This window comes from Streptomyces thermoviolaceus (genome assembly GCF_045209695.1).
In the GTDB taxonomy this organism is placed as follows: Bacteria; Actinomycetota; Actinomycetes; order Streptomycetales; family Streptomycetaceae; genus Streptomyces; species Streptomyces thermoviolaceus.
Genome location: NZ_CP109280.1, coordinates 520,788 through 546,515 on the forward strand (window position 1 = coordinate 520,788; position 25,728 = coordinate 546,515).

At 74.6% G+C, this 25,728-nt stretch carries 23 protein-coding genes and 1 tRNA gene; 8 read left to right on the top strand and 16 right to left on the bottom strand.

Annotated elements, in window-relative coordinates; translation table 11 throughout:
* The first annotated feature begins 32 nt into the window (after positions 1–32).
* The 3 genes from OG899_RS02365 to OG899_RS02375 all read left to right on the top strand — a co-directional run bounded on the left by OG899_RS02365 (position 33) and on the right by OG899_RS02375 (position 3,226).
* Entirely contained in the window at positions 33–1,433 is a 1,401-nt protein-coding gene (locus OG899_RS02365; protein ID WP_125499749.1) for a glutamine synthetase family protein, read from the top strand.
* Positions 1,433–2,635 (top strand): amidohydrolase family protein, encoded by a 1,203-nt coding sequence (locus tag OG899_RS02370; RefSeq protein WP_125499750.1) that lies wholly within the window; start codon positions 1,433–1,435, stop codon positions 2,633–2,635. The genes OG899_RS02365 and OG899_RS02370 overlap by 1 nt, the downstream gene beginning before the upstream one ends.
* Positions 2,636–2,698: 63 nt before the next feature.
* On the top strand, positions 2,699–3,226 hold the full coding sequence (locus OG899_RS02375; protein WP_168131019.1) for an NUDIX hydrolase family protein: 528 nt from the start codon (positions 2,699–2,701) through the stop codon (positions 3,224–3,226).
* A 76-nt stretch (positions 3,227–3,302) separates the two neighbouring features.
* On the opposite strand, the gene OG899_RS02380 is transcribed toward OG899_RS02375, so the two are convergent.
* The gene (locus OG899_RS02380) at positions 3,303–5,090 is read right to left on the bottom strand and encodes an L-lactate permease (RefSeq protein ID WP_189427695.1); all 1,788 of its coding nucleotides are present in this window, start codon (positions 5,088–5,090) and stop codon (positions 3,303–3,305) included.
* Positions 5,091–5,913: 823 nt separating this feature from the next.
* Positions 5,914–5,987: transfer RNA gene (locus OG899_RS02385), tRNA-Pro, on the bottom strand.
* A gap of 173 nt (positions 5,988–6,160) precedes the next feature.
* Between OG899_RS02385 and OG899_RS02390 the strand changes: the two genes are divergently transcribed.
* Together OG899_RS02390 and OG899_RS02395 are read left to right on the top strand one after the other, a co-directional pair.
* Positions 6,161–6,877, top strand: coding sequence for a transketolase (locus tag OG899_RS02390; protein ID WP_125499753.1), 717 nt, complete (start codon positions 6,161–6,163; stop codon positions 6,875–6,877).
* 92 nt (positions 6,878–6,969) lie between these two features.
* Positions 6,970–7,884, top strand: a complete 915-nt coding sequence (locus OG899_RS02395; protein ID WP_125499754.1) for a transketolase family protein — start codon at positions 6,970–6,972, stop codon at positions 7,882–7,884.
* Here OG899_RS02395 and OG899_RS02400 read toward each other — a convergent pair.
* The 9 genes from OG899_RS02400 to OG899_RS02440 all read right to left on the bottom strand — a co-directional run bounded on the left by OG899_RS02400 (position 7,849) and on the right by OG899_RS02440 (position 17,453).
* Positions 7,849–9,210 carry an MFS transporter gene (locus tag OG899_RS02400; RefSeq protein WP_168130916.1) on the bottom strand — a complete coding sequence of 454 codons (1,362 nt, stop codon included), beginning with the start codon at positions 9,208–9,210 and terminating at the stop codon, positions 7,849–7,851. The two genes, OG899_RS02395 and OG899_RS02400, sit on opposite strands and share 36 nt — an antisense overlap.
* A gap of 209 nt (positions 9,211–9,419) precedes the next feature.
* Positions 9,420–10,325, bottom strand: coding sequence for a LysR family transcriptional regulator (locus OG899_RS02405; RefSeq protein WP_168130915.1), 906 nt, complete (start codon positions 10,323–10,325; stop codon positions 9,420–9,422).
* A gap of 102 nt (positions 10,326–10,427) precedes the next feature.
* Positions 10,428–11,621 carry a glycine C-acetyltransferase gene (locus OG899_RS02410; protein ID WP_125499756.1) on the bottom strand — a complete coding sequence of 398 codons (1,194 nt, stop codon included), beginning with the start codon at positions 11,619–11,621 and terminating at the stop codon, positions 10,428–10,430.
* Positions 11,622–11,671: 50 nt separating this feature from the next.
* Positions 11,672–12,700 carry an L-threonine 3-dehydrogenase gene (gene tdh / locus OG899_RS02415; RefSeq protein ID WP_125499757.1) on the bottom strand — a complete coding sequence of 343 codons (1,029 nt, stop codon included), beginning with the start codon at positions 12,698–12,700 and terminating at the stop codon, positions 11,672–11,674.
* Positions 12,701–12,899: 199 nt separating this feature from the next.
* On the bottom strand, positions 12,900–13,502 hold the full coding sequence (locus OG899_RS02420) for a GAF domain-containing protein (RefSeq protein ID WP_125499758.1): 603 nt from the start codon (positions 13,500–13,502) through the stop codon (positions 12,900–12,902).
* Positions 13,503–13,616: 114 nt separating this feature from the next.
* Positions 13,617–14,246 (bottom strand): ATP/GTP-binding protein, encoded by a 630-nt coding sequence (locus OG899_RS02425; RefSeq protein WP_168130914.1) that lies wholly within the window; start codon positions 14,244–14,246, stop codon positions 13,617–13,619.
* The gene (locus OG899_RS02430; protein WP_125499760.1) at positions 14,224–14,601 is read right to left on the bottom strand and encodes a DUF742 domain-containing protein; all 378 of its coding nucleotides are present in this window, start codon (positions 14,599–14,601) and stop codon (positions 14,224–14,226) included. The genes OG899_RS02425 and OG899_RS02430 overlap by 23 nt, the downstream gene beginning before the upstream one ends.
* Entirely contained in the window at positions 14,598–15,029 is a 432-nt protein-coding gene (locus OG899_RS02435; protein ID WP_125499761.1) for a roadblock/LC7 domain-containing protein, read from the bottom strand. The genes OG899_RS02430 and OG899_RS02435 overlap by 4 nt, the downstream gene beginning before the upstream one ends.
* A gap of 96 nt (positions 15,030–15,125) precedes the next feature.
* Positions 15,126–17,453 carry an ATP-binding protein gene (locus tag OG899_RS02440; protein WP_168130913.1) on the bottom strand — a complete coding sequence of 776 codons (2,328 nt, stop codon included), beginning with the start codon at positions 17,451–17,453 and terminating at the stop codon, positions 15,126–15,128.
* 357 nt (positions 17,454–17,810) lie between these two features.
* Here OG899_RS02440 and OG899_RS02445 point away from each other — a divergent pair, with 357 nt between their 5' ends.
* Positions 17,811–18,167 (top strand): PRC-barrel domain-containing protein, encoded by a 357-nt coding sequence (locus OG899_RS02445; protein WP_125500244.1) that lies wholly within the window; start codon positions 17,811–17,813, stop codon positions 18,165–18,167.
* An 87-nt stretch (positions 18,168–18,254) separates the two neighbouring features.
* Here the strand turns inward: OG899_RS02445 and OG899_RS02450 are convergent, their stop codons facing one another.
* Positions 18,255–18,812: a DoxX family protein gene (locus OG899_RS02450; protein ID WP_125500243.1), complete on the bottom strand. Its 558-nt coding sequence runs from the start codon at positions 18,810–18,812 to the stop codon at positions 18,255–18,257.
* A 379-nt stretch (positions 18,813–19,191) separates the two neighbouring features.
* Here OG899_RS02450 and OG899_RS02455 point away from each other — a divergent pair, with 379 nt between their 5' ends.
* Positions 19,192–19,650: a GreA/GreB family elongation factor gene (locus OG899_RS02455; RefSeq protein WP_125500242.1), complete on the top strand. Its 459-nt coding sequence runs from the start codon at positions 19,192–19,194 to the stop codon at positions 19,648–19,650.
* Positions 19,651–19,697: 47 nt separating this feature from the next.
* Here the strand turns inward: OG899_RS02455 and OG899_RS02460 are convergent, their stop codons facing one another.
* Together OG899_RS02460 and OG899_RS02465 are read right to left on the bottom strand one after the other, a co-directional pair.
* Complete coding sequence (locus tag OG899_RS02460; protein ID WP_229813788.1) at positions 19,698–20,459, bottom strand: IclR family transcriptional regulator; 762 nt, start codon at positions 20,457–20,459, stop codon at positions 19,698–19,700.
* Between the two features lie 151 nt (positions 20,460–20,610).
* The gene (locus tag OG899_RS02465; protein ID WP_125500241.1) at positions 20,611–21,930 is read right to left on the bottom strand and encodes an MFS transporter; all 1,320 of its coding nucleotides are present in this window, start codon (positions 21,928–21,930) and stop codon (positions 20,611–20,613) included.
* Positions 21,931–22,004: 74 nt separating this feature from the next.
* Here OG899_RS02465 and OG899_RS02470 point away from each other — a divergent pair, with 74 nt between their 5' ends.
* Positions 22,005–22,955 (top strand): 2-hydroxyacid dehydrogenase, encoded by a 951-nt coding sequence (locus OG899_RS02470; protein ID WP_125500240.1) that lies wholly within the window; start codon positions 22,005–22,007, stop codon positions 22,953–22,955.
* A gap of 577 nt (positions 22,956–23,532) precedes the next feature.
* Here OG899_RS02470 and OG899_RS02475 read toward each other — a convergent pair.
* Both OG899_RS02475 and OG899_RS02480 read right to left on the bottom strand, forming a co-directional pair.
* Positions 23,533–24,720 (bottom strand): MBL fold metallo-hydrolase, encoded by a 1,188-nt coding sequence (locus OG899_RS02475; RefSeq protein ID WP_373296026.1) that lies wholly within the window; start codon positions 24,718–24,720, stop codon positions 23,533–23,535.
* 122 nt (positions 24,721–24,842) lie between these two features.
* Positions 24,843–25,628 carry an SGNH/GDSL hydrolase family protein gene (locus OG899_RS02480; RefSeq protein WP_125500728.1) on the bottom strand — a complete coding sequence of 262 codons (786 nt, stop codon included), beginning with the start codon at positions 25,626–25,628 and terminating at the stop codon, positions 24,843–24,845.
* Between the last annotated feature and the right edge of the window lie 100 nt (positions 25,629–25,728).

The following is a 25,728-nucleotide window of genomic DNA, read 5'->3' on the forward strand; positions in this document are numbered from 1 at the left end:
GCGGCGGCCTGTCCGACCAGCAGGAGAGACCTATGGCGACTCTCGTGGATCCCGTGCCCGGCGGCCGTCCCGGCGAGGTGGAGCGGGCCGGTGCGCTCGCTGCCGAGCTGGCCGAGCACGGCGTGCACGGGATCGTGCTGTCCTCTGTCGACACCGCCGGGATCAGCCGGGTCAAGGCCGTTCCCGTGGCGAAACTGTCCGCGGCGGCGGCCTGGGGCGTGGGCATGTCCCCCGTGTTCGACACCTTCCTCTCCGACGACTCGGTCGTCACCACCGATGTGCTCGGCTCCCCCGACGGCGACCTCAGGCTCTACCCGGACCTCGACGAGCTGACCGTGCTGGCCGGGCAGCCCGGCTGGGCCTGGGCGCCGGTGGACCGGATCACCCAGGACGGCGAGCCGCACCCCGGCTGCACCCGCACCTTCCTGCGCCGGGTCGTCACCGGCGCCGAACGGCGCCACCGCATCACCTTCAAGGCGGCCGTCGAGATCGAGTGGACGGTCGGCCGGGACACCCCGGACGGCTCCTTCGAGCCGGCGGTCGCGGGCCCGGCCTACGGTGCCGTCCGGCAGGTGGAACTGAGCGACTGCACCGCCGATCTGCTGGCGGCCCTGGCCGCGCAGGGCGTGGACGTCGACCAGATCCACCCCGAGTACGCGCCCGGGCAGTTCGAGATCTCCGTCGGCGCCCTCGATCCGGTGGCGGCGGCCGACCGGAGCGTGCTGGTACGCCAGACCGTGCGGGCCGTGGCCCGGCGGCACGGCCTGCGGGTGTCCTTCGCCCCGGCCGTCGTCGCCGACTCGGTCGGCAACGGCGGTCATCTGCATCTGTCGGCCTGGCGCGACGGCACCAATCTGCACTCCGGCGGCACCGGCCGGTACGGGATGACCCCGGAGGCCGAGTCCTTCGCCGCGGGGGTGCTGGCCCATCTGCCCGCGCTGACGGCGGTGACCGCGCCGAGTCCGGCGAGCCGGCTGCGGATGCGGCCGTCCCGCTGGGCGGGCGTGTTCACCGCGTGGGGGCGCGAGACCCGGGAGGCGGCGCTGCGGGTGGTCACCGGAACCCTGGGCGAGCGCGACCGCGCCGCCAACCTGGAGGTCAAACCGGTCGACCTGGCCGCCAACCCGTATCTGGCGCTGGGCTGTGTCATCGCCGCCGGCCTGGACGGTGTGGAGTCCGCGGCACGGCTGCCGGAGGAGACCACCGGGGACCCGGCGCACCTCGACCCGGCCGTGGCCGACGCCCGGGGCGTGCGGCGTCTGCCGGCGAGCCTGGCCGAAGCGGTGTCCGCGTTCCGCGCGGACGGTGTACTGCGCGACGCCCTCGGCCCGGTGCTGGCCGACGCGGTGACCGCCGTGCGCGAGGGGGAGATCGCGGCCGTCGGCGGGCTGGACGACGCCCAGGTGGCGGCCGCCTACCGCTGGAGGTACTGATGGGCGATGCAGCCGGGCCCGTCCGGGACGCACTCGACGCGCTCGGCCTGGTGGACCACCACTGCCACGGGATCGTCACCAGCGGACTGGACCGGCAGGGTTGCGAGTCCCTGCTCACCGAGGGCGAGGCATGGCCGGGCAGCGACATCTCGCTGTTCGACACCCCGGCCGGGGTGGCCGTGCGACGGTACTGCGCCCCGGTCCTGGGCCTGCCCCGGCACGCTCCGCCCGAGGAGTATCTGGCGCGGCGCGCGGAGCTGGGAGGTCGGGAGGCGAGCCGGCGTCTGCTGGCCGCCGCCGGCGTCTCGGCCGTCTGCGTGGACACCGGCTACGCGGCCGATCGGCTGACCGGGCCGGCCGAGCTGGCCGAGCTGGCCGCCCGGCCGGGGGTGCGCTCGGCGGCGTACGAGGTGGTCCGGCTGGAGAGTGTCGCCGAGGCCGTCGTGGCGCGGGGCGTGGAGCCGGACGAGTACGCCGCCGCGGTGGAGACGGCGGTACGGCAGGCCGTGGACCGGCCCGGGGTGGTCGCGGTGAAGTCCGTGGCCGCCTACCGCACCGGCTTCGCTCTGGACCCGGCGCGCCCGGCCGAGGAGGAGGTGACCCGGGCGGCGGCCGCCTGGCTCGCCGGGGCCGGCACGGACGACGGCCGTCGTCTGGCCGATCCGGTGCTGGTCCGGCATCTGCTGTGGACGGCCGTCGAAGTGGGCCTGCCGCTGCAGCTGCACACCGGCTTCGGCGACACCGATCTGCGGCTGCACCGCACCGACCCCGCCCTGCTGACCGACTGGCTGCACCGGACGGCCGGCACCGTCCCGGTGATGCTGCTGCACTGCTGGCCCCACCAGCGGCAGGCCGCGTATCTCGCGGCCGTCTTCGAGCAGGTGTACCTGGACGTCGGGCTGGCCCTGCACCACGTCGGTCCGGCCCGCGCCGGCGCCGTCCTCGCCGAGGCCCTGGAGATCACCCCGTTCCGCAAACTGCTGTACAGCTCCGACGCGTTCGGGCTGGCCGAGTTCCACCATCTGGGCGCGGTCGCCTTCCGCCGGGGCCTGGCGGATCTGCTGCAGCAGCGCGTGGACGCCGACGACCTGAGCCTGCCGGACGCGTTGCGGATCGCCCGCTGGACGGGCCGTGACAACGCCCTGCGGGTGTACCGACTGCCCGACCCGGACGACCCCGGCGACCTCCCCGGAGAGCGGTGACGATCTCGTCGGGAGACCTCCCCCGACGCCCGACCCTGAAAGTATGATCAAGCGATGTCTGACATGACCGAGACCACACCCGGCTGGCTGACCGTCGACGAGCTGGAGGCGGCACGCGCCCGCATGCCGATCCTGTACGTCGAGGCCGTGCCGGTGCGTGTCGACGACAACGGCGAAGTGACCAGCATCGGTCTGCTGCTGCGCATCGGGCCGGACGGTACGGTCAGCCGGACCCTGGTCTCCGGCCGGGTGCTGCACCACGAGCGGGTCCGGGACGCCCTGCTGCGTCACCTGGAGAAGGACCTCGGGCCGGTCGCACTGCCCCGGGTGCCGACCTCGCTGCAGCCGTTCACCGTCGCCGAGTACTTCCCGACGGCCGGGATCACCCCGTTCCACGACCCGCGTCAGCACGCCGTGTCGCTCGCCTACATCGTCCCGGTCGCCGGCGACTGCCGGCCCCGCCAGGACGCCCTGGATCTGGTCTGGTTCAGCCCGCAGGAGGCGCTCTCCCCGGCGGTGCAGAGCGAGATGCCCGGCGGGCACGGGGTGCTGCTCAAGCAGGCGATGGCCCACGTGGGGCACGTGTACTGAAGGCGCGACGGCCGGGACCGGGCTCCGGCGCGGTGCCGGAGCCCGGGTCGTGTCCCGGCGCCGCCGCGGCCCCGGGTCAGCGCCCGCCGGCCGGGGTGTCCACGACCATCCAGTCCAGGACCGGAGTGCTCTGCAGGTACACCAGTGCGCACATGAAGAGCATGAAGACCACGCTCCACACGACGACCCGGCGGAACAGGATGCCCTCGCGGCCCTCGTAGCCGACGGCGGCCGCGGCGATGGCCAGGTTCTGCGGGGAGATCATCTTGCCGAGCACGCCCCCGGAGGAGTTCGCCGCGGCCATCAGGACGGGTGACAGGCCCGCCTGATGGGCGGCGGTGATCTGCAGGGCGCCGAACAGCGAGTTGGACGAGGTGTCGGATCCGGTGACGGCGACCCCCAGCCAGCCGAGGATCGGCGAGAGGAAGGCGAAGGCACCTCCGGCGCCGGCCACCCACAGGCCCAGCGTGGCGGTCTGACCGGACTCGTTCATGAGGTAGCCGAGACCCAGCACCAGCATCACGGTGAGCACCGTGAACTTCAGCTGGTTCAGGGTGTGTCCGTAGGCGCGCAGGGCCCGGCGCGGGCCGATGCCGAGCAGGACCGTGCTGATCAGCCCGGCCACCAGCAGCAGGGTGCCGGCCGCCGACAGGTAGTTGAGCCTGAAGGTGGTGGCCACCGGGTCGCCGTTCGCGGTGGTGATGTGCAGTCCAGGCCAGGTGACGATCTGCGTGACCGCCTCCAGGCCGGTGCCGCTCTCGCCGGGCCCGGCCGGGGCCTTCCCGGTGATCGCCGGGACCCGGGTGGCCAGCACGAAGACCACGATGACGGCCAGGTAGGGCGCGTACGCACGGAAGACGTCCAGCGGTGCGTCGCGCAGGGGGCGGGCGGCGACGGCGACGGCTCGTGCGGGGGCCGGTTCTCCTGCGTCCTCGGATCCCGAGCCGCCGGACACCCCCGGCCGGCCGGCCGATCCGGCACCGGGCTCGACACCGGCGTCGGGCCGGGCCTGGCCCGCGTCGCCCTCCTGGTAGGGCTCCGCGGCGTGCCAGACCCGGGTGAACGCCAGGACCGCCAGCGCGGAGGCGAGCGCGGCGACGATGTCGGCGAGCGGCACCGACCAGAAGTTCGAGGACAGGTACTGGAAGACGGCGAAGGACACCCCGCACACCAGGGCCGGTGGCCAGGTCTGCCGCAGGCCGCGGCGGCCGTCGACGATGAACACCAGGGCCAGCGGCACGAACACCGCCAGGACGGGCGTCTGGCGGCCGACCATCGCGCCGAGGTCCTCCACGGACAGGCCGGTGACGCCCGCGAGGGTGGTGATCGGCACCGCGATGGCACCGAACGCCACGGGCGCGGTGTTGGCGACCAGCGCGACGGCGGCGGCCTTGAGCGGCCTGAAGCCCAGAGCGATCAGCATGACCGAACTCATCGCGACGGGCGTGCCGAAACCGGCCAGCGCCTCCATGAGCGCACCGAAGCAGAAGGCGATGATGATGGCCTGCACCCGCTGGTCGTCGCTGATCGAGGCGAACGACCGGCGCAGCACGTCGAAGTGCCCGGTGGCGACGGTGAGGTTGTACACCCAGATCGCGTTGATGACGATCCACATGATCGGGAAGAAGCCGAACGCGGCGCCCAGCAGCCCGCTGTTGAGCGCGTCGCCGACCGGCATCCGGTACGCGGCGACCGCGACCACCACGGCGACGGCGAAGGCGATCAGCGAGGCGAGCCACGCTTTCATGCGCACCACGCCGAGCAGCACGAAAAGGGTGAGCAGCGGAAGGATCGCGACGGCGGACGACAGCCAGAGCGAGTCGGCCACCGGACTGGGGTCCTGCTGATGGCTGGCCAGGATCATGATGCAGCCTTTCCCTGCGGCACCGGCCGCACCGGGCGGCGCCCTGGTGTGCAACGGTGGTGGCCGGTCGGACGGCGTGCGCGACGGCGGCGCCGGGGACGTCGGGCGAGGGCCGCATCCTCATGCCGTGGCAGGCAGCGCGAGGCCGTGTGCTGGGGCGTGGGCGGCGGGCCCCCTTCTCCGCCGCCGGGCGGGCGGCGGCCAGCATCGGTCACGTCACCCCGGTTCGGCGGTCCTGGGGTCGCCCGGCCCGGCCGTCGGGCGGGCGCGCCCCGGCACGGGGCCGACGGCACGGCAGCGGGTCGCCGGACGACCAGGTGGTCGCCGCCTGCGGCAGGGCGGGGCCGGTGCCGGGACGGGACCCGGGCGCGGGGTACCTGTGCGGTCCGACAGTGGTGCGACAGCCGGGCGGCGGCCGCTGGCCGGAGGCAGCAGCCGGGGCACCTCGCCGGTCCCCGCCGCCGCGGCGCCGGACCGTCCGGCGCCCGGCCTGCGGGCGGCGCACGGCGCCACGGTCTCGGCGCACGGTGACGCGTCGTCTCATGCGGGCACTCCGGGTACGGGCCGCCATGGCCGGGTCCACCGCTCGGCAGGCACCGGCCGGATGCCGGAAGGATGCAGTGGTGTCATGGCTGGGTCAAGAGAGGGCGCGCTCTTCGGTGCGGGGCGCCTTCCGCGAGGGCGCGGGTGGGGCGTGTCCCGGGTTCCGCCGGGCGAAGCAGCCGAGTGCTCGAACCGCAGGAGCGGGCGACCGGCCCCGGACATGGCCGAGGGCCGGTCCCGGACATCTCCGGAACCGGCCCTGACCTGCGACTGTCACCAGTCGGGACGACAGGATTTGAACCTGCGACCCCTTGACCCCCAGTCAAGTGCGCTACCAAGCTGCGCCACGTCCCGTTGCCCGTGTGACCTGGGGTTTCCCCGCTCCCACGTGCAGGAACACCATACCGCACTCGGCTCGGTGCTCGCGCATCTCGCCTCCTCCTCCCGGTGTGACCGGGAGGCCTCCTCCCGGTGTGCGCGGGAGGCGCATTTGACCTCAAGTCCACTTGAGGTCGCAGAGTGTCGGCATGACGACCACCGACACACTGGGACGTACCAACGGGTCCTGCGGATACGCCGACCTGCCCCGGCTGATGGGCCTGATGACCGGCGACGAGAAGCACGGCCCGGCCGCCACCTCCACCCTGGACGTGCTCTGGGTGCTCTACGACCGCGTGCTGCGGATCGATCCCGGGCGGCCGGACGACCCGGAGCGGGACCGGTTCCTGCTGTCCAAGGGACACGGGCCGATGGCGTACTACGCGGTGCTCGCCGCGAAGGGTTTCCTGCCGGTCGACTGGCTGCCGGGCTTCGGCTCCTACGACTCGCCGCTCGGTCACCATCCCGACCGCACGCTGATCCCGGGCGTCGAGATCAGCAGCGGGTCCCTGGGGCACGGGCTGCCCATCGCCGTGGGCACCGCGCTCGGGCTGCGCGCCCAGGGGCTGCACCGGCCCCGGGTGTGGGTGCTGATCGGGGACGCCGAGCTGGACGAGGGCAGCAACCACGAGGCGATCGCGTTCGCCGGGCCCGCCGGGCTGGAGCGGCTGCACACCGTCGTGGTCGACAACGCCTCCGCCAGCCATGCCCGGCCCGGCGGCATCGCGGCCCGCTTCGAGGCGGCCGGCTGGTCGACGACGACCGTCGACGGCCGTGACCACGAGGCCCTCCACGCCGCCTTCACCGCCGCGCATCCGGGCAGGCCGCACGTGGTGGTGGCCCGGGTCGAACCGAAGGACGCCTGAACACCCGCCGCCTCTCCCCCGTTCTCCCGCTCACGTCCCCCTGTTCTCCCGCTCACGACACACAGCCCGCTCACGACGGAAAGAGTCAGTCGATGGACACCATGCGTGACCGCCTCGCCCCCACCCTCACCCGGCTGCTCCAGGAGGATCCACGGGTCGCGGTCGTCCTCGCCGAGATCGGCAAGGACGGCTTCGCCGACGCCCTGCGTCAGTACCCCGACCGGGTGATCAACGTCGGCATCCGGGAACAGCTGCTGGTCGGCGCCGCCGCGGGGATGGCGCTGACCGGGCTGCGGCCCGTGGTGCACACCTTCGCCAGTTTCCTCGTCGAGCGCCCCTTCGAGCAGGTCAAACTCGACTTCGGGCATCAGGGCGTGGGTGCGGTGCTGGTGAGCGCCGCCGCCTCCTACGACTGGCCGGCGGGCGGCTACACCCACATGGCGCCGGGGGACGTGGCGCTGCTGGACACCCTGGACGGCTGGACCGTGCACGTGCCCGGGCACCCGGACGAGGCCGAGACCCTGCTGCGGCACGCGGTGGCCGCGGGCGACGACACGGTGTACGTGCGGCTGTCCCTGCAGTCCAACGCCCAGGCACGGCAGGTGGACGGGGAGCGTTTCCTGACCGTGCGGGAGGGCCGGAGCGGGGTCGTGGTCGCCGTGGGTCCCCTGCTCGACGCGGTGCTCGAGGCCACCGAGGGCCTCGACGCCACCGTGCTGTACGCGACGACGGTACGGCCCTTCGACGGCGAGGCGCTGCGCCGGGCCACCCGGGCGGGCGGGACCGACGTCGTCCTGGTCGAGCCGTACCTGGCCGGCACGTCGACGGCGGCGGCGAACGACGCGCTGGCGGACGTGCCGCACCGGGTGCTCGGTCTCGGGGTGGGCCGCGCGGAGCTGCGGCGGTACGGGACCGTGGAGCAGCACACCGCCGCGCACGGCCTGGACGCCGCCTCGCTGCGGCAGCGGATCTCAGGCTTCTTCCAGCAGGGCGCCGCCGGGTCGTGAGCGGGGCCTGCCTGGTGCGTCCGCCCGCACCAGGCCGCGTATCGCGGGCACCGACAGCAGCGCGGTCGGCACCACCAGGCTGATCGCCGCGGCCGCCAGCAGCGTGCGGTCCGCGCCGAGCAGCGCCGCGGAGGGTCCGGCGAGGGCCTGGCCGACGGGCATCATGGCCAGGGAGCCCGCGACGTCGTAGGCGTGGATGCGGTTGAGGACGTCCGGCGGGACCTGGGTCTGCACGCTGGTCGCCCACATCACGCCCCAGAAGGCCTGTCCCGCCCCGGCCACGGCGGCACCCGCGGCCATCACCCAGACGCCGGTACCGGCCCCGACACCGGCCGGGAAGCAGGCGAAGGCGAACAGGGCGAACGCGCCGGCCCGGAGCATCCGGCGGGGCCGCAGCCTCAGGGCGAGGAAGCCGCCGACGACGGTTCCGGCGCCGAGCGCGGAGTTGACCAGTCCGTAGGCGCGCGGGCCGTGCTGCCGGACCACCTCCGTGGCCACCAGCGGGACGGTGGGCCCCCACGCGGCGACCATGTACAGGCACCACACGGCGATGACGGCCCACAGCCAGGTCCGCGACCAAAACTCCCGCCAGCCCTCGGCGAGATCCCCCCGGAATGTGCTCGCGCCCGGCGCGACCGGGGAGCCACCGGGTCGTGCCGGGGGCAGCCGGAGCAGCAGCAGGCACAGGGCGCTGAGCCCGTAGGTGGCGGCGTGGGCAGCGAAGACACCGCCGGGCGAGACGAGCCCGACGAGCACACCGGCGACGGCGGGTCCCACGAGCTGGGCCGAGGACTCCGCGATGCGTATCGCCCCGTTGGCCGCCTGGACGTCGGCGGCGAGCCGGGGCACCGTGCCGGCCACTCCGGGCTGGAACACCGCGCTCGCCACGCCGTTGGTGAAACCGATCGCGCAGATCTGCCACAGCACCACGTGCCCGGAGAAGAACAGCACCGCGGCCACGGACTGGGTGCCCAGCCGGGCCAGATCGGCGCCGATCATCAGGGTGCGGGTGGAGAAGCGGTCGGCGACGACCCCGCCGAGGACGACGAGCCCGGCGAAGGAGGCGGCCGCGGACGCCATGGCGAGGCCGACCGCGCCCGCGCCGTAGCCGTGCTGCAGCAGGCCCGCGGCGAGCGCGACGGGCAGCATGGTGTCGCCGAGCCGGGCGATCGCGCGGGCGGCGAGGAACAGGGCCACATTCCGCGACCACAGGGACGCGGGCCGTGTCGTGTCCGCCGCCACGGTGCGCCCGGCGTTCGTGGGCGTGCCGCTGTGCGGTCCCCGCGCCGCATCGCCCGGTGCCGGTTGCGCCGGCCTGTCGGCCATCTCCCCGCCCCCTCCCCTGCCGGACCGATCCCCCGCTGTCCGCCGTGCGCGGGGCGGCCGGCACGGCTGTACGCCGGCTGCGCCCACGTCATCGGATCATGCCACGGCCCACCGACAACGCCCCCGGGCGTGCACGGCCTGCCGTGGCCGGGGGGTGACGGGACGGGGTGCGCGGCGACGGCGGCCTGCGGGGAGGACGCGCCGTGCCGCTAGGTCCCCGGGGCCGCCTCCCCGAGGGCCTCCAGCACGGGTTTGATCAGCGGGTGCTCCTCGGCGCCCCGGCGCACCGCGGCGAAGACCCGGCGCGTGGGCGCCACACCGTCGACGGGGCGCACCACCACGCCCGCGAGGTCCATGCCGCGCAGCGCGGAACGCGGCACCAGCGCCACCCCGGCGTCGGCGGCGGCGAGGGCCACCACCGCACGGAAGTCGTCCGAGGAATGCTCGAGGCGGGGCTGGAAGCCGGCGATCTCGCAGGCCAGGACGACCACGTCGTGGCAGGGGTTGCCGGGGTAGGGGCCGATCCAGCAGTCCTTGGCCAGTTCGGCGAGCGGCACCTCGGCGGCGTCCGCCATGCGGTGGGTGACCGGCACCACCGCGTCGAAGGGCTCGGCGTACAGCGGGACGTGGGTCAGGCGGGGGTCGTCCGCGGGCGGCGCACCCCGGTACTCGACGGCCACCGCGACGTCGACCTGCCGGTCGAGCACCATCGGCAGGCTGGCATCTCCCTCGGCGTCCTGGACGCGGATGCGGATGCCCGGTGCCGTGCGGGCCAGGCGGGCCACCGCGGGCGCGACGACCTCGGCGATGCCGGTGGCGAACGCGGCCACCGTCACCGTGCCCGCCTGTCCCGCGCCGTAGGCCGCGAGTTCGGCCTCGGCCCGCTCCAGCTGGGCCAGGACGGCGTTGGTGTGGTTGAGCAGGATCTCCCCGGCCGGGGTGAGCCGTACGCCCTTGGCGCTGCGTTCGAACAGGCGGTGGCCGGTCTCCTGCTCCAGGGCCGCCAGCTGCTGGGAGACGGCGGACGGGGTGAGGTAGAGCGCGGCGGCCGCTGCGGTGACCGTACGGTGATCGGCCACCGCACGGAGGATGTGCAACCGCCGCGCTTCGATCATGCCCCCATTATCACAGGGCGTCGGTGCTGGTCAGACTCCTGCTCCGACGCCCGTCCGGGAGCGCGGCCCGACGCGTGCTCCCGGGCGGGCAACGGTTTTCGGTCAGGCGTCCAGGGCGGCGCGGGCGGCGACGAAGGCGTCCACCGCGCGGTTGACGTCGTCCGTGGAGTGCGCGGCCGACAGCTGCACGCGGATGCGGGCCTGACCCTGCGGCACCACCGGGTAGGAGAAGCCGATCACGTACACGCCGCGCTCCAGCAGCAGCTCGGCCATGCGGCCGGCGCGGGCCGCGTCGCCGATCATCACCGGGGTGATGGGGTGGTCGCCGGGGAGGATGTCGAAGCCCTCCTCGGTCATGCGGCGGCGGAACAGGGCGGTGTTGGCGGCGAGCTTGTCCCGCAGGTCGCCGGCCGACTCCAGCAGGTCGAGCACCCGCAGGGAGGCCGCGGCGATCACCGGGGCGAGGGTGTTGGAGAACAGGTAGGGGCGGGAGCGCTGGCGCAGCAGGGCGACGATCTCGGCGCGGGCGGCGACGTAGCCGCCGGAGGCGCCGCCGAGCGCCTTGCCGAGGGTGCCGGTGACGATGTCGACGCGGTCCATGACGCCGTGCAGCTCGGGGGTGCCGCGGCCGCCGGGGCCGACGAAGCCGACGGCATGGGAGTCGTCGACCATGACCATGGCGTCGTAGCGGTCGGCGAGGTCGCAGATCTCGCGCAGCGGTGCGACATAGCCGTCCATGGAGAACACACCGTCGGTGACGATCAGCCGGCGCCGGGCGTCGGAGGCCTCCTTCAGCTTGGCCTCCAGGTCCGCGAGGTCGCGGTTGGCGTAGCGGTAGCGGCGGGCCTTGGACAGGCGGATGCCGTCGATGATGGAGGCGTGGTTGAGGGCGTCGGAGATGACCGCGTCCCGGTCGTCGAGCAGCGTCTCGAACACGCCGCCGTTGGCGTCGAAGCAGGAGGAGTACAGGATGGTGTCCTCCTGGCCGAGGAACGCCGACAGGCGCGCCTCCAGCTTCTTGTGGACCTCCTGGGTGCCGCAGATGAAGCGCACGGAGGCCATGCCGTAGCCCCAGCGGTCCAGGGCCTCGTGGGCGGCGGCGACGACCTCCGGGTGGTCGGCGAGGCCGAGGTAGTTGTTGGCGCAGAAGTTGAGGACCTCACCGGGGCGGCCGCCCGAGGTCACGTTGACGGTCGCGGACTGCGGGGTGCCGATGACGCGCTCGGGCTTGTGCAGGCCGGCGGCGCGGATCTCGTCGAGGGTGGCGCGCAGGTCGTCGCGCACGGAGTCGAACATCGCTGGGCTCCTTGAGGTGCTGGCGGGGGCTGGCGGTGGGCAGATCCGGGTCAGGCGGTCCAGTCGAGGACGACCTTGCCGCCCTTGCCGCTCGCGGCGTCCGCGAACGCCGCCTCGAAGTCGCGGTAGCCGTACCGGCCGGTGATCACCGGGGCGAGGTCGAGGCCGCCCTCCAGCAGCACCGACATCGCGTACCAGGTCTCGAACATCTCGCGGCCGTAGATGCCCTTGAGGGTGATCATCGAGGTGACGATGCGGGCCCAGTCGACCGGGAACTCCTCGGAGGGCAGGCCGAGCATGGCGATCCGGCCGCCGTTCGTCATGTTCGCGATCATGTCGCGCAGGGCCTCGGGCCGGCCGGACATCTCCAGGCCGATGTCGAAGCCCTCCCGCAAGCCGAGTTCGCGCTGACCGTCGGCGATGGTCGCCCCGGCGACGTTCAGGGCGAGGCTGACGCCGATCTTGCGGGCCAGCTCCAGGCGTTCCTCGCTGACGTCGGTGATGACGACGTGGCGGGCGCCCGCGTGCCGGGCGACGGCCGCGGCCATCAGGCCGATCGGCCCGGCGCCGGTGATCAGGACGTCCTCGCCGACCAGCGGGAAGGACAGCGCGGTGTGCACGGCGTTGCCGAACGGGTCGAAGATCGCGGCGATGTCGAGGTCGACGGGGACACGGTGCACCCAGACGTTGCCGGCGGGCAGGGCGACGTACTCGGCGAACGCGCCGTCGCGGCCCACGCCGAGGCCGACGGTGGCCCGGCACAGGTGGCGGCGTCCGGCCAGGCAGTTGCGGCACTTGCCGCACACCAGGTGGCCCTCGCCGCTGACCAGGTCGCCGGTCGTGACGTCGGTGACGTCGCGGCCGACCTCGACGACCTCGCCGACGAACTCGTGCCCGACCACCAGCGGGGTGCGGATCGCCTGCTGGGCCCAGCCGTCCCAGGCCCGGATGTGCAGGTCGGTGCCGCAGATACCGGTCCGCAGGACCTTGATGAGGACGTCACCGGGTCCGATGGTGGGCTCGGGCACGTCGGCCAGCCACAGCCCGGGCTCCGCCTTCTGCTTGACCAGCGCCTTCAACGCTACGGCTCCTGTGGTTCGGCCCCGGCGCGGTGTCCGGGCATGCCGAAGGGACCCGTGTCCGGGGTGAGGAGTGGAATCGCACAGCAATCTGCCGCACGGCAGGCGCCCAGGTCCATCGAGGTTTTCTTAAACACGGGCACAGCTTTGCTTCACGCGCTGCCGCACCCGCCGCGACACGCCGTGCGCGGCCGTGGGTTCACGGGCCCGGCCAGTGTTCGAGCCGTCGGGTCAGGTCGGCGGCCGCGGCCTTGATGATCCGGAGCCCTTCCCGGCCCCAGGGCCGTGGCGTGACATCGACGACGCACACGGTGCCCAGCACCGTCCCGGTGCCGTCGATGAGCGGGGCGCCGAGGTAGGAGCGGATGCCGAACGCGTCGACGATCGCGTTGCCCGCGAACCGCGGGTAGTCGCGGACGTCCTCCAGCACCAGCGCCTTGCGCCGGGCCACCACGTGGGGGCAGAAGCCGTGGTCGCGGGCGAGGCGCCGGCCCAGCTCGCGCCGGGTCACCGAGGGGTCCCGGTCCTCGGCCGGGGTGGTGGGGGCGGGCGTGTCGACGTCGAGCACGTCCCGGTCCGGGCGGTGCAGTCCGGCGTAGAACTGCTCGTGCGGGCCGGGGAGGTTGACCATCGCGTACGGGGCGCGGGTGCGGGCGGCGAGCCGGTCGGCGAACGCGTCGAGGGCGGGCTCGGGGCGCTCCCCCAGGCCGAGTGCGCGCAGCCGCTCGATGCGGGCGGGTGCCTCCCGGTCCTGCGGGGTGAGCAGCAGCCGGCCGACCGGGCGCGGCGGGTCGTAGCTCATCACCGGGCTCCGGTGCCGTGCCGCCCGGGGACGGGCAGCGGCCTGCGGCGCCGCTTCGGGTGGGACGGCTTCGGATGGGACATGGAGGGACTCCGTCGGGGATCGGGGACAGCGTCAGGCGCCGCGGCCGGATACGGCGGCGGGCTCGGGGGCGTGGGCGATGAGGTGCCGGACGAGGGCCAGCAGGGCCTGGACGCCGGAGGCGGCCCGGCGCGCGTCGCAGCTGATCACGGGGATCTCCGGGGCGAGGTCGAGGGCGTCCCGCACCTCCTCGGGGTCGTAGCGGTGGGCGCCGTCGAACTCGTTGAGGGCGACGACGAAGGGCAGACCGCGCTGTTCGAAGTAGTCGACGGCCGCGAAGCAGTCCTCCAGGCGGCGGGTGTCGGCGAGGAGCACCGCGCCGAGCGCGCCCTCGGACAGCTCGTCCCACAGGAACCAGAACCGCTCCTGCCCGGGGGTGCCGAACAGGTAGAGCACATGCCGGGTGTCGAGGGTGATGCGGCCGAAGTCCATGGCGACCGTGGTCGCGCTCTTGCTCTCGACGCCGTCGAGGCTGTCCGTGCCCTCGCTGACGGTGGTCAGCAGCTCCTCGGTGCTGAGCGGGGCGATCTCGCTGACGGCACCGACGAACGTCGTCTTGCCCACGCCGAACCCGCCCGAGACCAGGATCTTCAGCGCGGTCGGGAAGGGGGCGCCGCGGCCGGTGGGGCCGCCGGCGCGGTCAGAGCTGTCGTCGTAGTCCATCGAGCACTGCCTCCAGGAGAGCCCGGTCGGTGGAGTGGTGGTCGTGGGCGACAGGTTTCGTGGTCAGCGCCCCGCAGTCGAGGAGGTCGGCGAGCAGGACCTTGGTCACCGCCACGGGCAGCCTGAGGTGGGCGGCCACCTCGGCCACCGTCACCGGGGCGCGGCACAGGTCGAGCGCCTGCCCGTGCTCGGGACCGAGGTAGCCCAGAGGGGTCCTGCCGGTGGTCATCACCTGCGACATCAGGTCCAGGGCGACGCTCGGTTCGGTGCGGCCGTTGCTGACCGTGAAGGGACGCACCAGCCGTCCGGCCGCGTCGTCGAGCCAGGGTGCGTCGCCGGCTGCCGCGGCGCTCAAGGCCGCAGCGCCGGGGGTTCGGCGGTCTGCTGGCGGGGCGCGGTCACCAGGTAGGGGCGCACGCTCTTGACGAGCATCGCCATCTCGTACCCCAGGACCGCCGCGTCGGCCTCGCGTCCGGCGAGCACGGCCAGGCAGGTGCCGGACCCGGCGGTGGTGACGAACAGCAGGTTCGTGTCGAGTTCGACGACGACCTGCCGGACGTCGCCGCCGTTCCCGAAGCGGACGCCGGCGCTGCGGCCGAGGGAGTACAGACCGGAGGCCAGGGCGGCCATGTGGTCGGCGCTGTCGGGGGCGAGCCCGTGGACGGCTTTCACCAGCCCGTCGCAGGACAGCAGGACCGCGCTGGTGGTGTGCGGGACACGCTGCACGAGGCCGCTCATCAGCCAGTCGAGGTCACCGCGGCTGGTCGGCGCGTCGGTCGGCATGCTGCATCGACTCCTTGGGGTACGGGGGTTCCGGTTTCGTGGTCGTCCGGTCGGGTTCTGTGGTCGCCGGCCCGGTTCTCGCATCGCCCGGCCGGGTCATCCGGCCGGGGTGTGTCCGTCGTGGCCGGCCGGTCCGGCGGGGGCGGGCGCGATGTCCGGCACGTCGTCGCGTCCGCGGGCCGCGCCGTGGTCGTACGCCCCGGGCGCACCGGGGGCGTATGCGCCGGGCGTGGCGTCGTGCGGGCTGGGAGCGTGCACGCCGGGCGTGGTGTCGTCGTGCGGGCCGCGGGCGCCGTCGGCGGGGGCGTCCGGCGCACCGCCGCGCACGCCCGGCACGGCAGGCGGTGCAGCGGCCCGGGTGCCGCCGGCCCCGGCGGGCGGGGCGGGCAGGACGCCTGCCGGCGTGCCCGGTGTTCCCGTGGCGGCGGCGCGCCCGGGCCCGGGCACCGGGACGAGCGTCGCGGGGCCGTTCCCGGCCGGCGTGTCCACCGGCCCGGGCGCGGACGGTCCCAGGTCGTACGGCCGCTGGTCGTACGGCCCCTGGTCCGTGCCCGGGCCGTCCTGGTGCTGCCGGGCCTCGGCGAGTCCGACGCCGCGCCGGAACTCGGCCATCAGACCGGGGTCGTGCGAGGGCGTGTCGTCGCCGTGCCGGCGGGGTGCCGGGCCGCTCCGCAGCTGCGGCGCCAGGTGGTGCCGGGCGCGGCGCCGGGGCAGCGGGGGTTTCACCTCGGTACCGGGCACGCTGCCGTCGCGCGGGGCGGGCAGGACGCCTTCGCGTCCGGCCGCGCCCGCCGGGTCCCCGGGGCGGGGGCCGGGCACCTCCCGTGCCGGGGCGGGCCGTCGGCTGCCGGAGTCGCGCCGGGACGGGGGCGCGGGGGCGACGGACGGCGACGGTGCCGTGGCAGCGGCCGGAGCGTCGACGGGTCCTGCGGGAGTGCCGGCGGATGCGGCGGGTGTGCCGACGGCCGTTCCCGGCGCACCGGGCCCGCCGGGGCCGCCCTGACCGGTGGCGGCCGCGGTGGCCGGGGCGGCCTCGGCTGCCCGGCCGTGCCCGGCCGACGCCGTCGGCGGGACGTCCGCCGCGGGTGCGGCGGTGTCCGACTCCGCCCCGTACGGCTGCGGTACGCCCGCACCGTACGGCTCCGATGCTTCCGCCCCCGCCCCGTAGGACTCCGGTACGTCCGCACCGTACGGCTCCGTTACGTCCGGATCCGCGCCGAGCAGGGTCCGTGGCAGCACGAGGACGGCCTGCACGCCGCCGTAGATGTTGGTCTGCAGGCGCACGGTGATGCCGTGCCGCCGGGCCAGCTGGGACACCACGTACAGGCCGATCCGGCCGTCCGCGAGCAGGCCGGCGACGTCGACCTGGTCGGGGTCGGCCAGCAGCTCGTTCATCCGCACCTGCTCGGCGACCGGCATGCCCAGGCCCCGGTCCTCGACCTCCACGGCGAGCCCGGCGGTGACGTGGTTCGCCCGCAGCAGGACCTCGGTGTGCGGGGCGGAGAACACCGTGGCGTTCTCGACGAGTTCGGCCAGCAGGTGGATGACGTCGGCGACGGCGTGACCGCGCAGCCGGCCGTCGACCGGCGGGACGAGCCGGACCCGGGAGTACTGCTCGACCTCGGCGATGGCGGAACGCAGCACCTCGGTCATGGGGACGGGGTTGCTCCACTGGCGGCGGGAGACGGCACCGCCCAGGACGGCGAGGTTCTCCGCGTGGCGGCGGATCCGGGTGGCGAGGTGGTCGACGTGGAAGAGGCCCTTGAGCAGCTCGGGGTCCTCGATCTCGTTCTCCAGCTCGTCGAGGAGGGAGATCTCGCGGTGCACCAGGGACTGCAGGCGCCGGGCGAGATCGACGAAGACCTCCAGCTTCTGTTCGCTGCCCGCCCGGCCGGAGAGCCGGCCGGCCTCGACCACGGCGGCGACGGCGCCGTCGTGGGCGCGGGCGAGGTCGTCGGCGAGCAGGTGGAAGGCGTCGGTGCGAGCGGGCGGCTCGCCGCGCCGCGGGGTCGGGGGCGGCTCCTCGCCGTGCCGCAACGCCTCCAGCACGGCGGTCAGTTCGGCCTGGCGGCGTGCCGTGTCCGCGCGCAGGGCGGCGAGCCGTTCACGCACGGAGCGGGTGGCGCGGCGGGCGGCGAGGGCGGCGGTCAGCAGGGCGGCGAGCGTCATCGCCGCGGCCCCGGCGAGCACCGCCCACAGCACGGCCGGGGGGCGCTGGCCGGTGGAGCGCAGGGTGTCCAGCGTGTACAGCACGGCGGCGCCGGCGCCGAGGGCGATCACGGCGGCCGGCAGCACGGCCAGCGGGAGCAGCCGGGGCCGTATGCGGGCCGGGGGCTGCGACGGGGCGGGCCGGGCGGCCGGTCGGCCGTGCCGTCCGCCCTCACGGCGGTCTGCGCGCAAGGCCGGTGCGCGGAGGTGTGGCATCTGCTCCTCGTACGGGTCCGTCGGGCCTGTGGCCCACGCGGCGGGGCGTGAGCGGGCAGGCGCCATCGCTGTGCCGGCCGACGGGCCGCTGATGCGGCACAGTGTCGCCCGACGGCCACTCACCGTAGTCACGTGCGCGCCCGGTGCGACGGGCAGTTGGAAAAATCCCCCGCGGATCGTCCTGCTCTGGTATGAGGGGTCGCACGGCTGAGCGACGCGGGGTCGGGGCGCGTCCGGCCGGGTGTCCGGCCGGGTGTCCGACCGCACGGCCGTCCGGGGGGCACGAGGCGCGCCGCACGATGAACTCCGGGGTGCCGGGGAACACGGGTGAAGAGTCCCTTGCACAGGAGGTCAGCGATGTTCGAGGCGGACGACATCCGGGAATGGCGCGGACACGATGTCGTCGACGCGGACGGCAACAAGATCGGCACCCTGGAGTCCGTCTATGTCGACACCACGACGGACGAGCCCAGCTTCGCGACGGTCACGATGGGCCTGCCCACCCGGCGCCGTCTGGTGTTCGTCCCGCTCGCCGGTGCCACCGTCGGCCCGGGTTACCTGCGGGTGGCCCACACGAAGAAGGTGATCAAGCAGGCGCCGTGGATCGACACCGACGGTGTGCTGGCCGCCGCGCAGGAGCCTGCCGTCTTCGCCCACTACGAGCTGGAGTACCGGCCCGGTGTCGGAGGTGAGCGGCGCCTGGCCCGGCGCTGACCGGCGGCCGCGCCGGCCGTCCGCTCACCGCGGACTCACGGGCCGTCCGGGCGCCGCGGACTCACGGGCCGTCCGGGCGCCGAGGGCTCACACCTCGCCCGTGTCCTCGGTCTGCGTCTGGGCGGCGGTCTCCGCCTTGGCGGCCAGGGTGCGCTCCCGGCGGCCCACGACGGCGACCGCGGCCGCCGCGCTCGCCGCGAACGCGAGCGCGACCATGGCGGGGCTGTCCAGGCGGTTGCGGGTGAGGTGGTCCACCGAGTACCGGCCCGCGCCGGACAGACCGAGCGCGGCGGCCACGAGCCCGAGGTAGGCGGGGTACTCGTAGCCGCCCTGGGTCGCGAAGAATCCGGCGGGCCGGTGGACCGCCACCGCCCCGGCCATGGCGCCCGCGGCCGCGGCGCCCGCGGCCGGTGTGGCGGCTCCGAGCGCGAGCAGCAGTCCGCCGCCCGCCTCCCCGAGGCCCGCCGCGACGGCACTGGGCCGGCCGGGACGGAAGCCCATGGCCTCCATCGCCTGCGCGGTGCCCTTGATGCCCGAGCCGCCGAACCAGCCGAAGAGTTTCTGCGCGCCGTGCGCGAAGAGCACACCGCCGGTGCCGACCCGCAGGGCCAGCAGTCCGAGATCCTTGCGGTGGAGCCGCACCATGGGGACGTCCTCACACTCCGTCGGGAATCAGCACTGGGGGCGCTTGCCGTGGTTCGCGGGGTGGTTGCGGCGGCCCTTCTTCTTGCGGCGTCGCTTCGACGACATGAGAACCTCCCGTTGTTCGGGCGCCGTTGAGAGCGGTGTCGTCACGGTGTTCGGGTTCGCTCGCGTCTTGTCCGCATCCTTCCACAAGGCGCCCGGGCGCGCTATCCCGCCTCGTCCACACCGCCCGGCGCCCGCACGGCGGCCGCGGCGTCGCCCGGTCGTGGCGCAGCGCGCGGTCGTGGCGCCGCACTGCGGCCACTACCCTGTAAGCGGGGGCCCGCCCGGGTGACCGCCGTCGCCCGGCCGTCCACCCGATCGTCCGGGGAGAGCACGCATGACCGGTGAACCCGCCCCGATCAGCGCCGAGGCCCGCAAGGCCCTCGAACGGGAACTCGCCGAGCTGCGCGCCGAGCGCGACGCGGTGGCGGCGACCCTGCGTGACGAGGACGCCCAGGGAGACACCGCCGACCAGGCCGACGAGCTGCAGCGCGTCGCCGATCTGCAACGTCTGGACCGGCGCATCGGAGACATCGACGCCCGGCTGCGTCAGGCGGGCGACGCGGGTCCGCCGCCCACCGACGTCATCGGCATCGGCACCACGGCCACGGTGCGCTTCGACGACGGCACCGTGCAGACGGTGCAGCTGGGCGAGGTCGCCGAACTGGACGGGACGACGCTGGTCACCGCCGCGAGCCCGCTGGGCCGCGCCCTGCTCGGCCATCGTGTCGGCGACCTGATCGGCTACGACGCCCCGGGCGGACACACCACGGTGCAGGTGCTGTCGCTGAGCTGACCCGGACACGGGAGCGCGGTGCGGGGTGTCCGGCCGCCCCGTGGGTGTCAGGGCGCCCGGTGTGCGGCTGTGTCGTCCACGCAGGCGCGCAGTGCGGGCACGTGGGCGCGCAGTTGGGCGGCGTCGGTGAGGATGACGGTGGCCGCCAGCGAGATGGCCAGGGGCGGGGTGCCGGCGGGGCCGGGCGGCAGGGCCGCGGCGATGGACCGGACCCCTATCTCGTTCTCCTCGTCGACCTCGGCCCAGCCGCGGGCGCGCACCTCGTCGAGTTCGGCGCGCAGCCGGTCCGGGTCGGTGATCGTGCGGGAGGTGACCGCGGGGAGCGGCCCGGACAGCAGCGCCTCGCGTTCCTCCTCGGGCAGTCCGGCGACCAGGGCCTTGCCGAGGGAGGTCGCGTGCCAGGGGTTGCGGGTGCCCTCGGCGCTGCGCAGCTGCAGGTGCTGGGTGCCTTGCACGGAGAGCACGAGGAGCACGTCGGAGCCGCTGAGGATGCCCGCGATGACCGGCAGTCCGGTGCGGGCGGCCAGCCGGCGCATCGGCTCGGCGGCGGCCGAGTAGCCGGCCGGGGAGCGCTGGAATCCGCGGGCGAGTTCGAGGACGCGGGCGCCGAGGGCGTAGCGGCGGGTGTCCTCGTCGTAGGTGGCGAACCGCTCCTCGACCAGGCGGCCGAGCAGGCGGTGGGCGCTGCTGACGGGCAGGCGGGCGGCGCGGGCGGCGGCGCTCACGCCGAGGCCGGCGGGGTGCTCGGCCAGCACGGTCAGCAGCCGCAGTCCCCGGCCCAGCATGTCGTCGCCGGATGGTGTGGTCACCGTGTGCGCCTTTCGTCCTGTCCTCGAGCGTCCTGCTCCCGAGCGTCGGGTCCTCGGGGTGTCGCCGCGGACCGTCCGGCGCGGTGCCGGACGGTGCGGAGAGGCGCGGCGGGCGCCGTCCGCGGCCGTGCGGTCGCCGCCGCGCCGACGATCACGGTACCCGGGCGGGACGGGCGGCCGCCGGTTCGGGGACGGCCAGGGTCAGTCCGGCCGAGAGCAGGGCGCACGCGGCCATGAAGCCGAAGGCGCCCGCGTCGCCCAGCGGGGTGCCGCGCACCCAGCCGACCAGGTAGGTGCCGGCGAACGAGCCGAGCGCGCCGAGGGAGTTGACGAGGGCGATCGCGGCACCGGCGATGCCGGGCGGGGCGAGGCTGGTGACGAAGGCGAAGTACGGGCCGTAGGGCGCGTACAGGCACAGACCGGCGACCGTGAGCAGGGCGAGGGCGAGGGGGAAGTGGTCGCCGGCGGCGTAGGAGGCGGCCAGGGCGAGGCCGCCGCAGGCGAGCCACGGCCACACGGCCCTGCGGCGCCGTCCGCTGCGGTCGGACAGTCGGGAGTTGAGCAGCATGGCCGCGGCGGCGCAGGCGTACGGGACGGCGGTGAGCAGTCCCGTGGCGCCGATGCCCTCGCCGGAGCCCTTCTTGATGATGGCGGGCAGCCAGAAGACGAACCCGTACATGCCGAAGGACCAGAAGAAGTACTGGGCGGCCATGGTGAGCACCGCCGGGGAGCGCAGCACACGCCCGTACCGTTCGCGCAGGGTGCCGGTCACCGGCGGTGCGGCGGCCTTCTCCGCGGCCAGGTCGGCGCGCAGGCGGGCGAGTTCGTGCTCGGGAAGGCGGCCGTACTGCTCGGGGCGGTCCTTGATCAGCCACAGGCAGGCCAGGCCCCACAGGACGGAGGGGATGCCCTCGGCGACGAACATCACGCGCCAGTCGGAGACCGACACCAGCCAGCCGGAGACGGCCGACAGCCACATCACGGTGACCGGGTTGCCGAGGATGAGCAGGGTGTTGGCGCGTCCGCGCTCGCCGCGGGTGAACCAGCGGCCGAGCAGCATGACCATCGAGGGCAGCACGGCGCCCTCGACGACGCCGAGCGCGAAGCGCACCGCGATCAGCTGGCCGGGGCTGCTGAGCAGGCCCTGGGCGACGGCGAGCAGTCCCCAGGCGACGGTGGACCAGGCGACGAGCCTGCGGGCGCTGCGCTGCTCGGCGTACAGGGTGCCGGGGATCTGGAAGAAGAAGTAGCCGAGGAAGAACGACGCGGCGATCAGCGAATCGGCGCTCGTGGACAGCCCCAGGTCGTCGGCCATGCCGCCGGCGGAGGCGATCGCGTAGTTGGACTTGTCGAGGTAGGCGAGCGAGTACGTGACGAACGCGACCGGCATCAGGTAGCGGGCACGCACGGACGTGAAGAGCCCGGCCCGCTCCGGCGCGGCGGCTGCGGTGGCGGGTGACGTCACTGTCATCCCAGACCCCCTGTTTTCCGTGTGATGGAAAGTGTTTCACTGGACGGAAAGCACGGTACGAGAAGGAGAGTCCGTTGAGCAGTGCCGTTCATCACACTGCAACCGGTGTCCTGCTGCCCTGGGACGGTCTGGACCGGCGGTACGGCCCCTGGCCGGAGGGTGTCCAGGTGCACGTCTGGGACGGTACGACCCCGGACGGCGAACCCGCCGACGAGGTCCTGGCCCAGGTCGGCCTGTGGGTCATGCCCTACGCGGTGCCGGACGCCGCTCGCCTTCTGCCGCGCCTGCCCCGGCTGCGGGCGGTGCAGTCGCTGAGCGCCGGTGTCGAGAAGCTGCTGCCGCTGCTGCCCGCGGGGGTGGCGCTGCACAACGGGCGGGGTCTGCACGACGCCTCCACCGCCGAGCACGCGCTCGGCCTGATCCTCGCCGCGCAGCGCGATCTGCCGCAGTGGGTGGCCGACCAGGCGGACGGGCGGTGGGAGCCGCACTTCACCCGCTCCCTCGCCGACTGCCGGGTGACGATCGTCGGCTACGGCTCCATCGGAGCCGCGCTGGAGCGCCGCCTGCTCGCCTGCGAGGCGCAGGTGGTCCGCGTCGCCCGGCGGGCCCGGCCCGAGCAGGACGTCCACGCGGTGAGCGACCTGCCCGGGCTGCTGCCGGACACCGACATCGTGGTGCTCGTGCTGCCCGAGAACGCGAGCACGGCCGGCCTGTTCGGCGCCGCGGAACTGGCCGCGCTGCCGGACGGGGCGCTGGTCGTCAACGTCGGGCGCGGCCGCACGCTGGACACCGAGGCCCTGCTCGCGCACACCTCCACGGGCCGGCTGCGCGCGGCCCTGGACGTCACCGACCCCGAACCCCTGCCCGCCGACCATCCCCTGCGCCGCTGCCCGGGGGTGCTGATCACCCCGCATGTGGCCGGCGGGTCCGCTGCGTTCCGTCCGCGGGCGGAGCGGCTGATCGTCGAGCAGGTCCGCCGGTTCGCGGACGGCCGCGAGCTGCTGCATCCCTTCCCGCGCGACTGACCGCCGGCGGGCATGCCACGACTCCTGGTCCGCGCCGGTGTCCTGACGCTCCTTGGGCGCGAACCGCTCGGTGCGCAGGGCGCCGGCCGGCCAGGCGGCACAGCGCTCCTCGACCGCCTCGAGCATCCCTTCCGGCCCGCAGCTGTAGACCAGGGTGTCCGGGCGCGGGCTGCCGAGCAGGGCGTCCAGGTCCGGCAGTCCGTGGGTGTCCTGCGGCACCAGCCGGACCCGCTCGCCGTAGACGGAGCGCAGCTCGGCGTGGAAGGCCATGGCGGCCGGGCTGCGCCCGCCGTGGACCAGTTCCCAGTCGGGCGCCCTGCCGTTCGGCCTCGGCGAGCATGGGGATCAGCGGGGTGATGCCGATGCCGCCCGCGAGGAACAGAGAGCGGGGCGAGGGGGCGAAGGCGACGGTGTTGGGCGGGCCGTGCACCCGGACCGGGGCGCCGGGTCCTCGGGGAGTTCGGTCCCCGGTGCCTTCTCCACGGCGGCCCCGTCCTTCCCGGTCACGTCCGGGGGCGGCGGCAGCAGCCGGGTGAGGCGGGCGAGGGAGGGGTTCACCGGGGTGCTCCGGGCCGGGTCACCGCTCCCCCGCGAGGCCCGGGCCGCCGCCGCTCGTCGTGGACGCGGCCCCGGTCTGCCCGGGGCGGCGCCACGGACGGGCGAGCGGAGCGGACACCGCCCGCCACCACGGCTCGGCAGGCAGCTTCCCCGCGGGCTCGAACGGCTCGCCGGGCCGGGGGAACGCCGCTGCCTGGCCCGCCTGCTCGGCCGCGTCCTTCGTCCACTCCCCCGGCTCGGCCCAGGGGTGCGGGGCGAGGTCGAAGGTGCCCCAGTGGATGGGCAGCAGCACGCCGTGCGGCCGGCCGCCCTGCAGGTCGAGATGGGCGCGCAGGCCCTCCTGGGGTGTCATGTGGATGTCGGGCCAGAACTCGGAGTACGCACCGATCTGGATCATCGTCGCGTCGAACGGGCCGTGGGCGGCGCCGATGTCCCTGAAGCCCTCGAAGTAGCCGGTGTCGCCGCTGTGGTAGACGCGGTGCCGCTCGCCGGTGACGACCCAGGACGCCCACAGGGTGTGCTGGGGGTTGCGCAGGCCGCGGCCGCAGAAGTGGCGGGCCGGGGTGGCGGTGAGGGTGAGCGGACCGACCCGGGTGTCCTCGTGCCAGTCCAGTTCGCGCAGGCGGTCGGTGGGCACGCCCCAGTGTTCCAGGTGGGCGCCGACACCGAGCGGGACCGCGAAGAGGGTGTCGGTGCCGGCCAGCGCCTTGATGGTGGGCGTGTCCAGGTGGTCGTAGTGATCGTGGGAGATCACGACCACGTCGACCGGGCCGAGGGCGGCGAGCGGCAGGGGCACCGGGTGCATGCGGCGCGGGCCGGCGAACGGCACCGGGGAGCAGCGTTCGCCCCACACCGGGTCGAACAGCACCCGCCGGCCGTCGATCTCGGCGAGGACGCTGGAGTGTCCCAGCCAGGTCAGCCTCAGTCCGGTGGGGGCGGGACGGGCCAGATCGGCGACCGTGGTGGCGTGCACGGGCACGGTCCCCCGGGGTCGGCGGCGGCGCCGCTGTTCGCCGTCGAGGTAGGCCCGGGCCAGCTCCCGTCGCGGCGGCGTGGTCCTCGACGGGCCGTCGGGGTTGCGGAAGGCACCGTCGGCGAAGTGAGGCGACCGGCGGATGCGTGCCGCGCGCTCCCCGCGCGGCTGTGCGCCCATGGCCTCGATCCTCAGCGTGCCGAGACCCGGGCCGAGGAAGTCAACTCCCGCCACAGTACCTCCCGTTGAAGTCGGTCGAAGAGATCATTATGGCGGGCGGCGTCGGCACCGGACGGCGGGCCCCGCCCCGGCTCGGGCGTCCGTCGCCGGGGCGGGCCGCGGTCGTCGCGCGGGGATCAGGCCACCGAGGCGATCCGGCTCTTGATCTCCTCCGGGGAGAGGGTGCCCTTGGGCCGCACATGGTCGCCGGAGGACTCGCCGCGCAGCCGGCGGCCGATCCACGGGACCAGGTGTTCGCGGGCCCACTGGACGTCGTCGCGGCGGACCGCCAGGGTGCCGCGCGGCGGCAGCGGCGGCCACGGCTGCTCCGGGTCGGCCGGCACGTCCAGACCGAGGACCTGGCCGGCCCGCAGCGCCACCCGGGTGTGCCCCTCGGGCGAGAGATGCAGACGGTCCTCGCTCCAGGCCCGTCGGTCCTGGACGGACTTCAGCGACCACAGGTCGAGCACCGGGCAGCCGTAGCGGTCGGCGACGGCCCGCACATGCCCGTTGTAGGTGGCGATCTTGCCGCGCAGGTGCTTGAGCACGGGCACGCCTCGGGTGTCGAAGCCGGTGGTGACCATCACCGTGCCGGCCGCGGAGGCCAGGCGGGCGACGGCCTTCTCGAAGCGTTCGGCCACGTCGTCCGGGTCGCTGCCCGGGCGGAGGATGTCGTTGCCGCCCGCGCAGAACGACACCAGATCGGGGGCGAGTTCGACGGCCCGCGGCACCTGGTCCGCCACGATCTGATCGAGCAGCTTGCCCCGCACGGCGAGGTTGGTGTACTGGAAGTCGCCCTCGGGCCTGAGGTCGGCGAGCAGGACGGCCAGGCGGTCGGCCCAGCCGACGAACGCTCCGTCGGGGCCGGGGTCACCGACCCCCTCGGTGAAGCTGTCGCCCACCGCCACGTACGACCCGATCACTGATCCGCTGTCATTCTTCGAATCGTCTGCCACGTCCGCCCATGATTCACCCTCGAATGTGACCTACGCGACCGTAGGAAGGGGTTGACGGGCGGTGAGA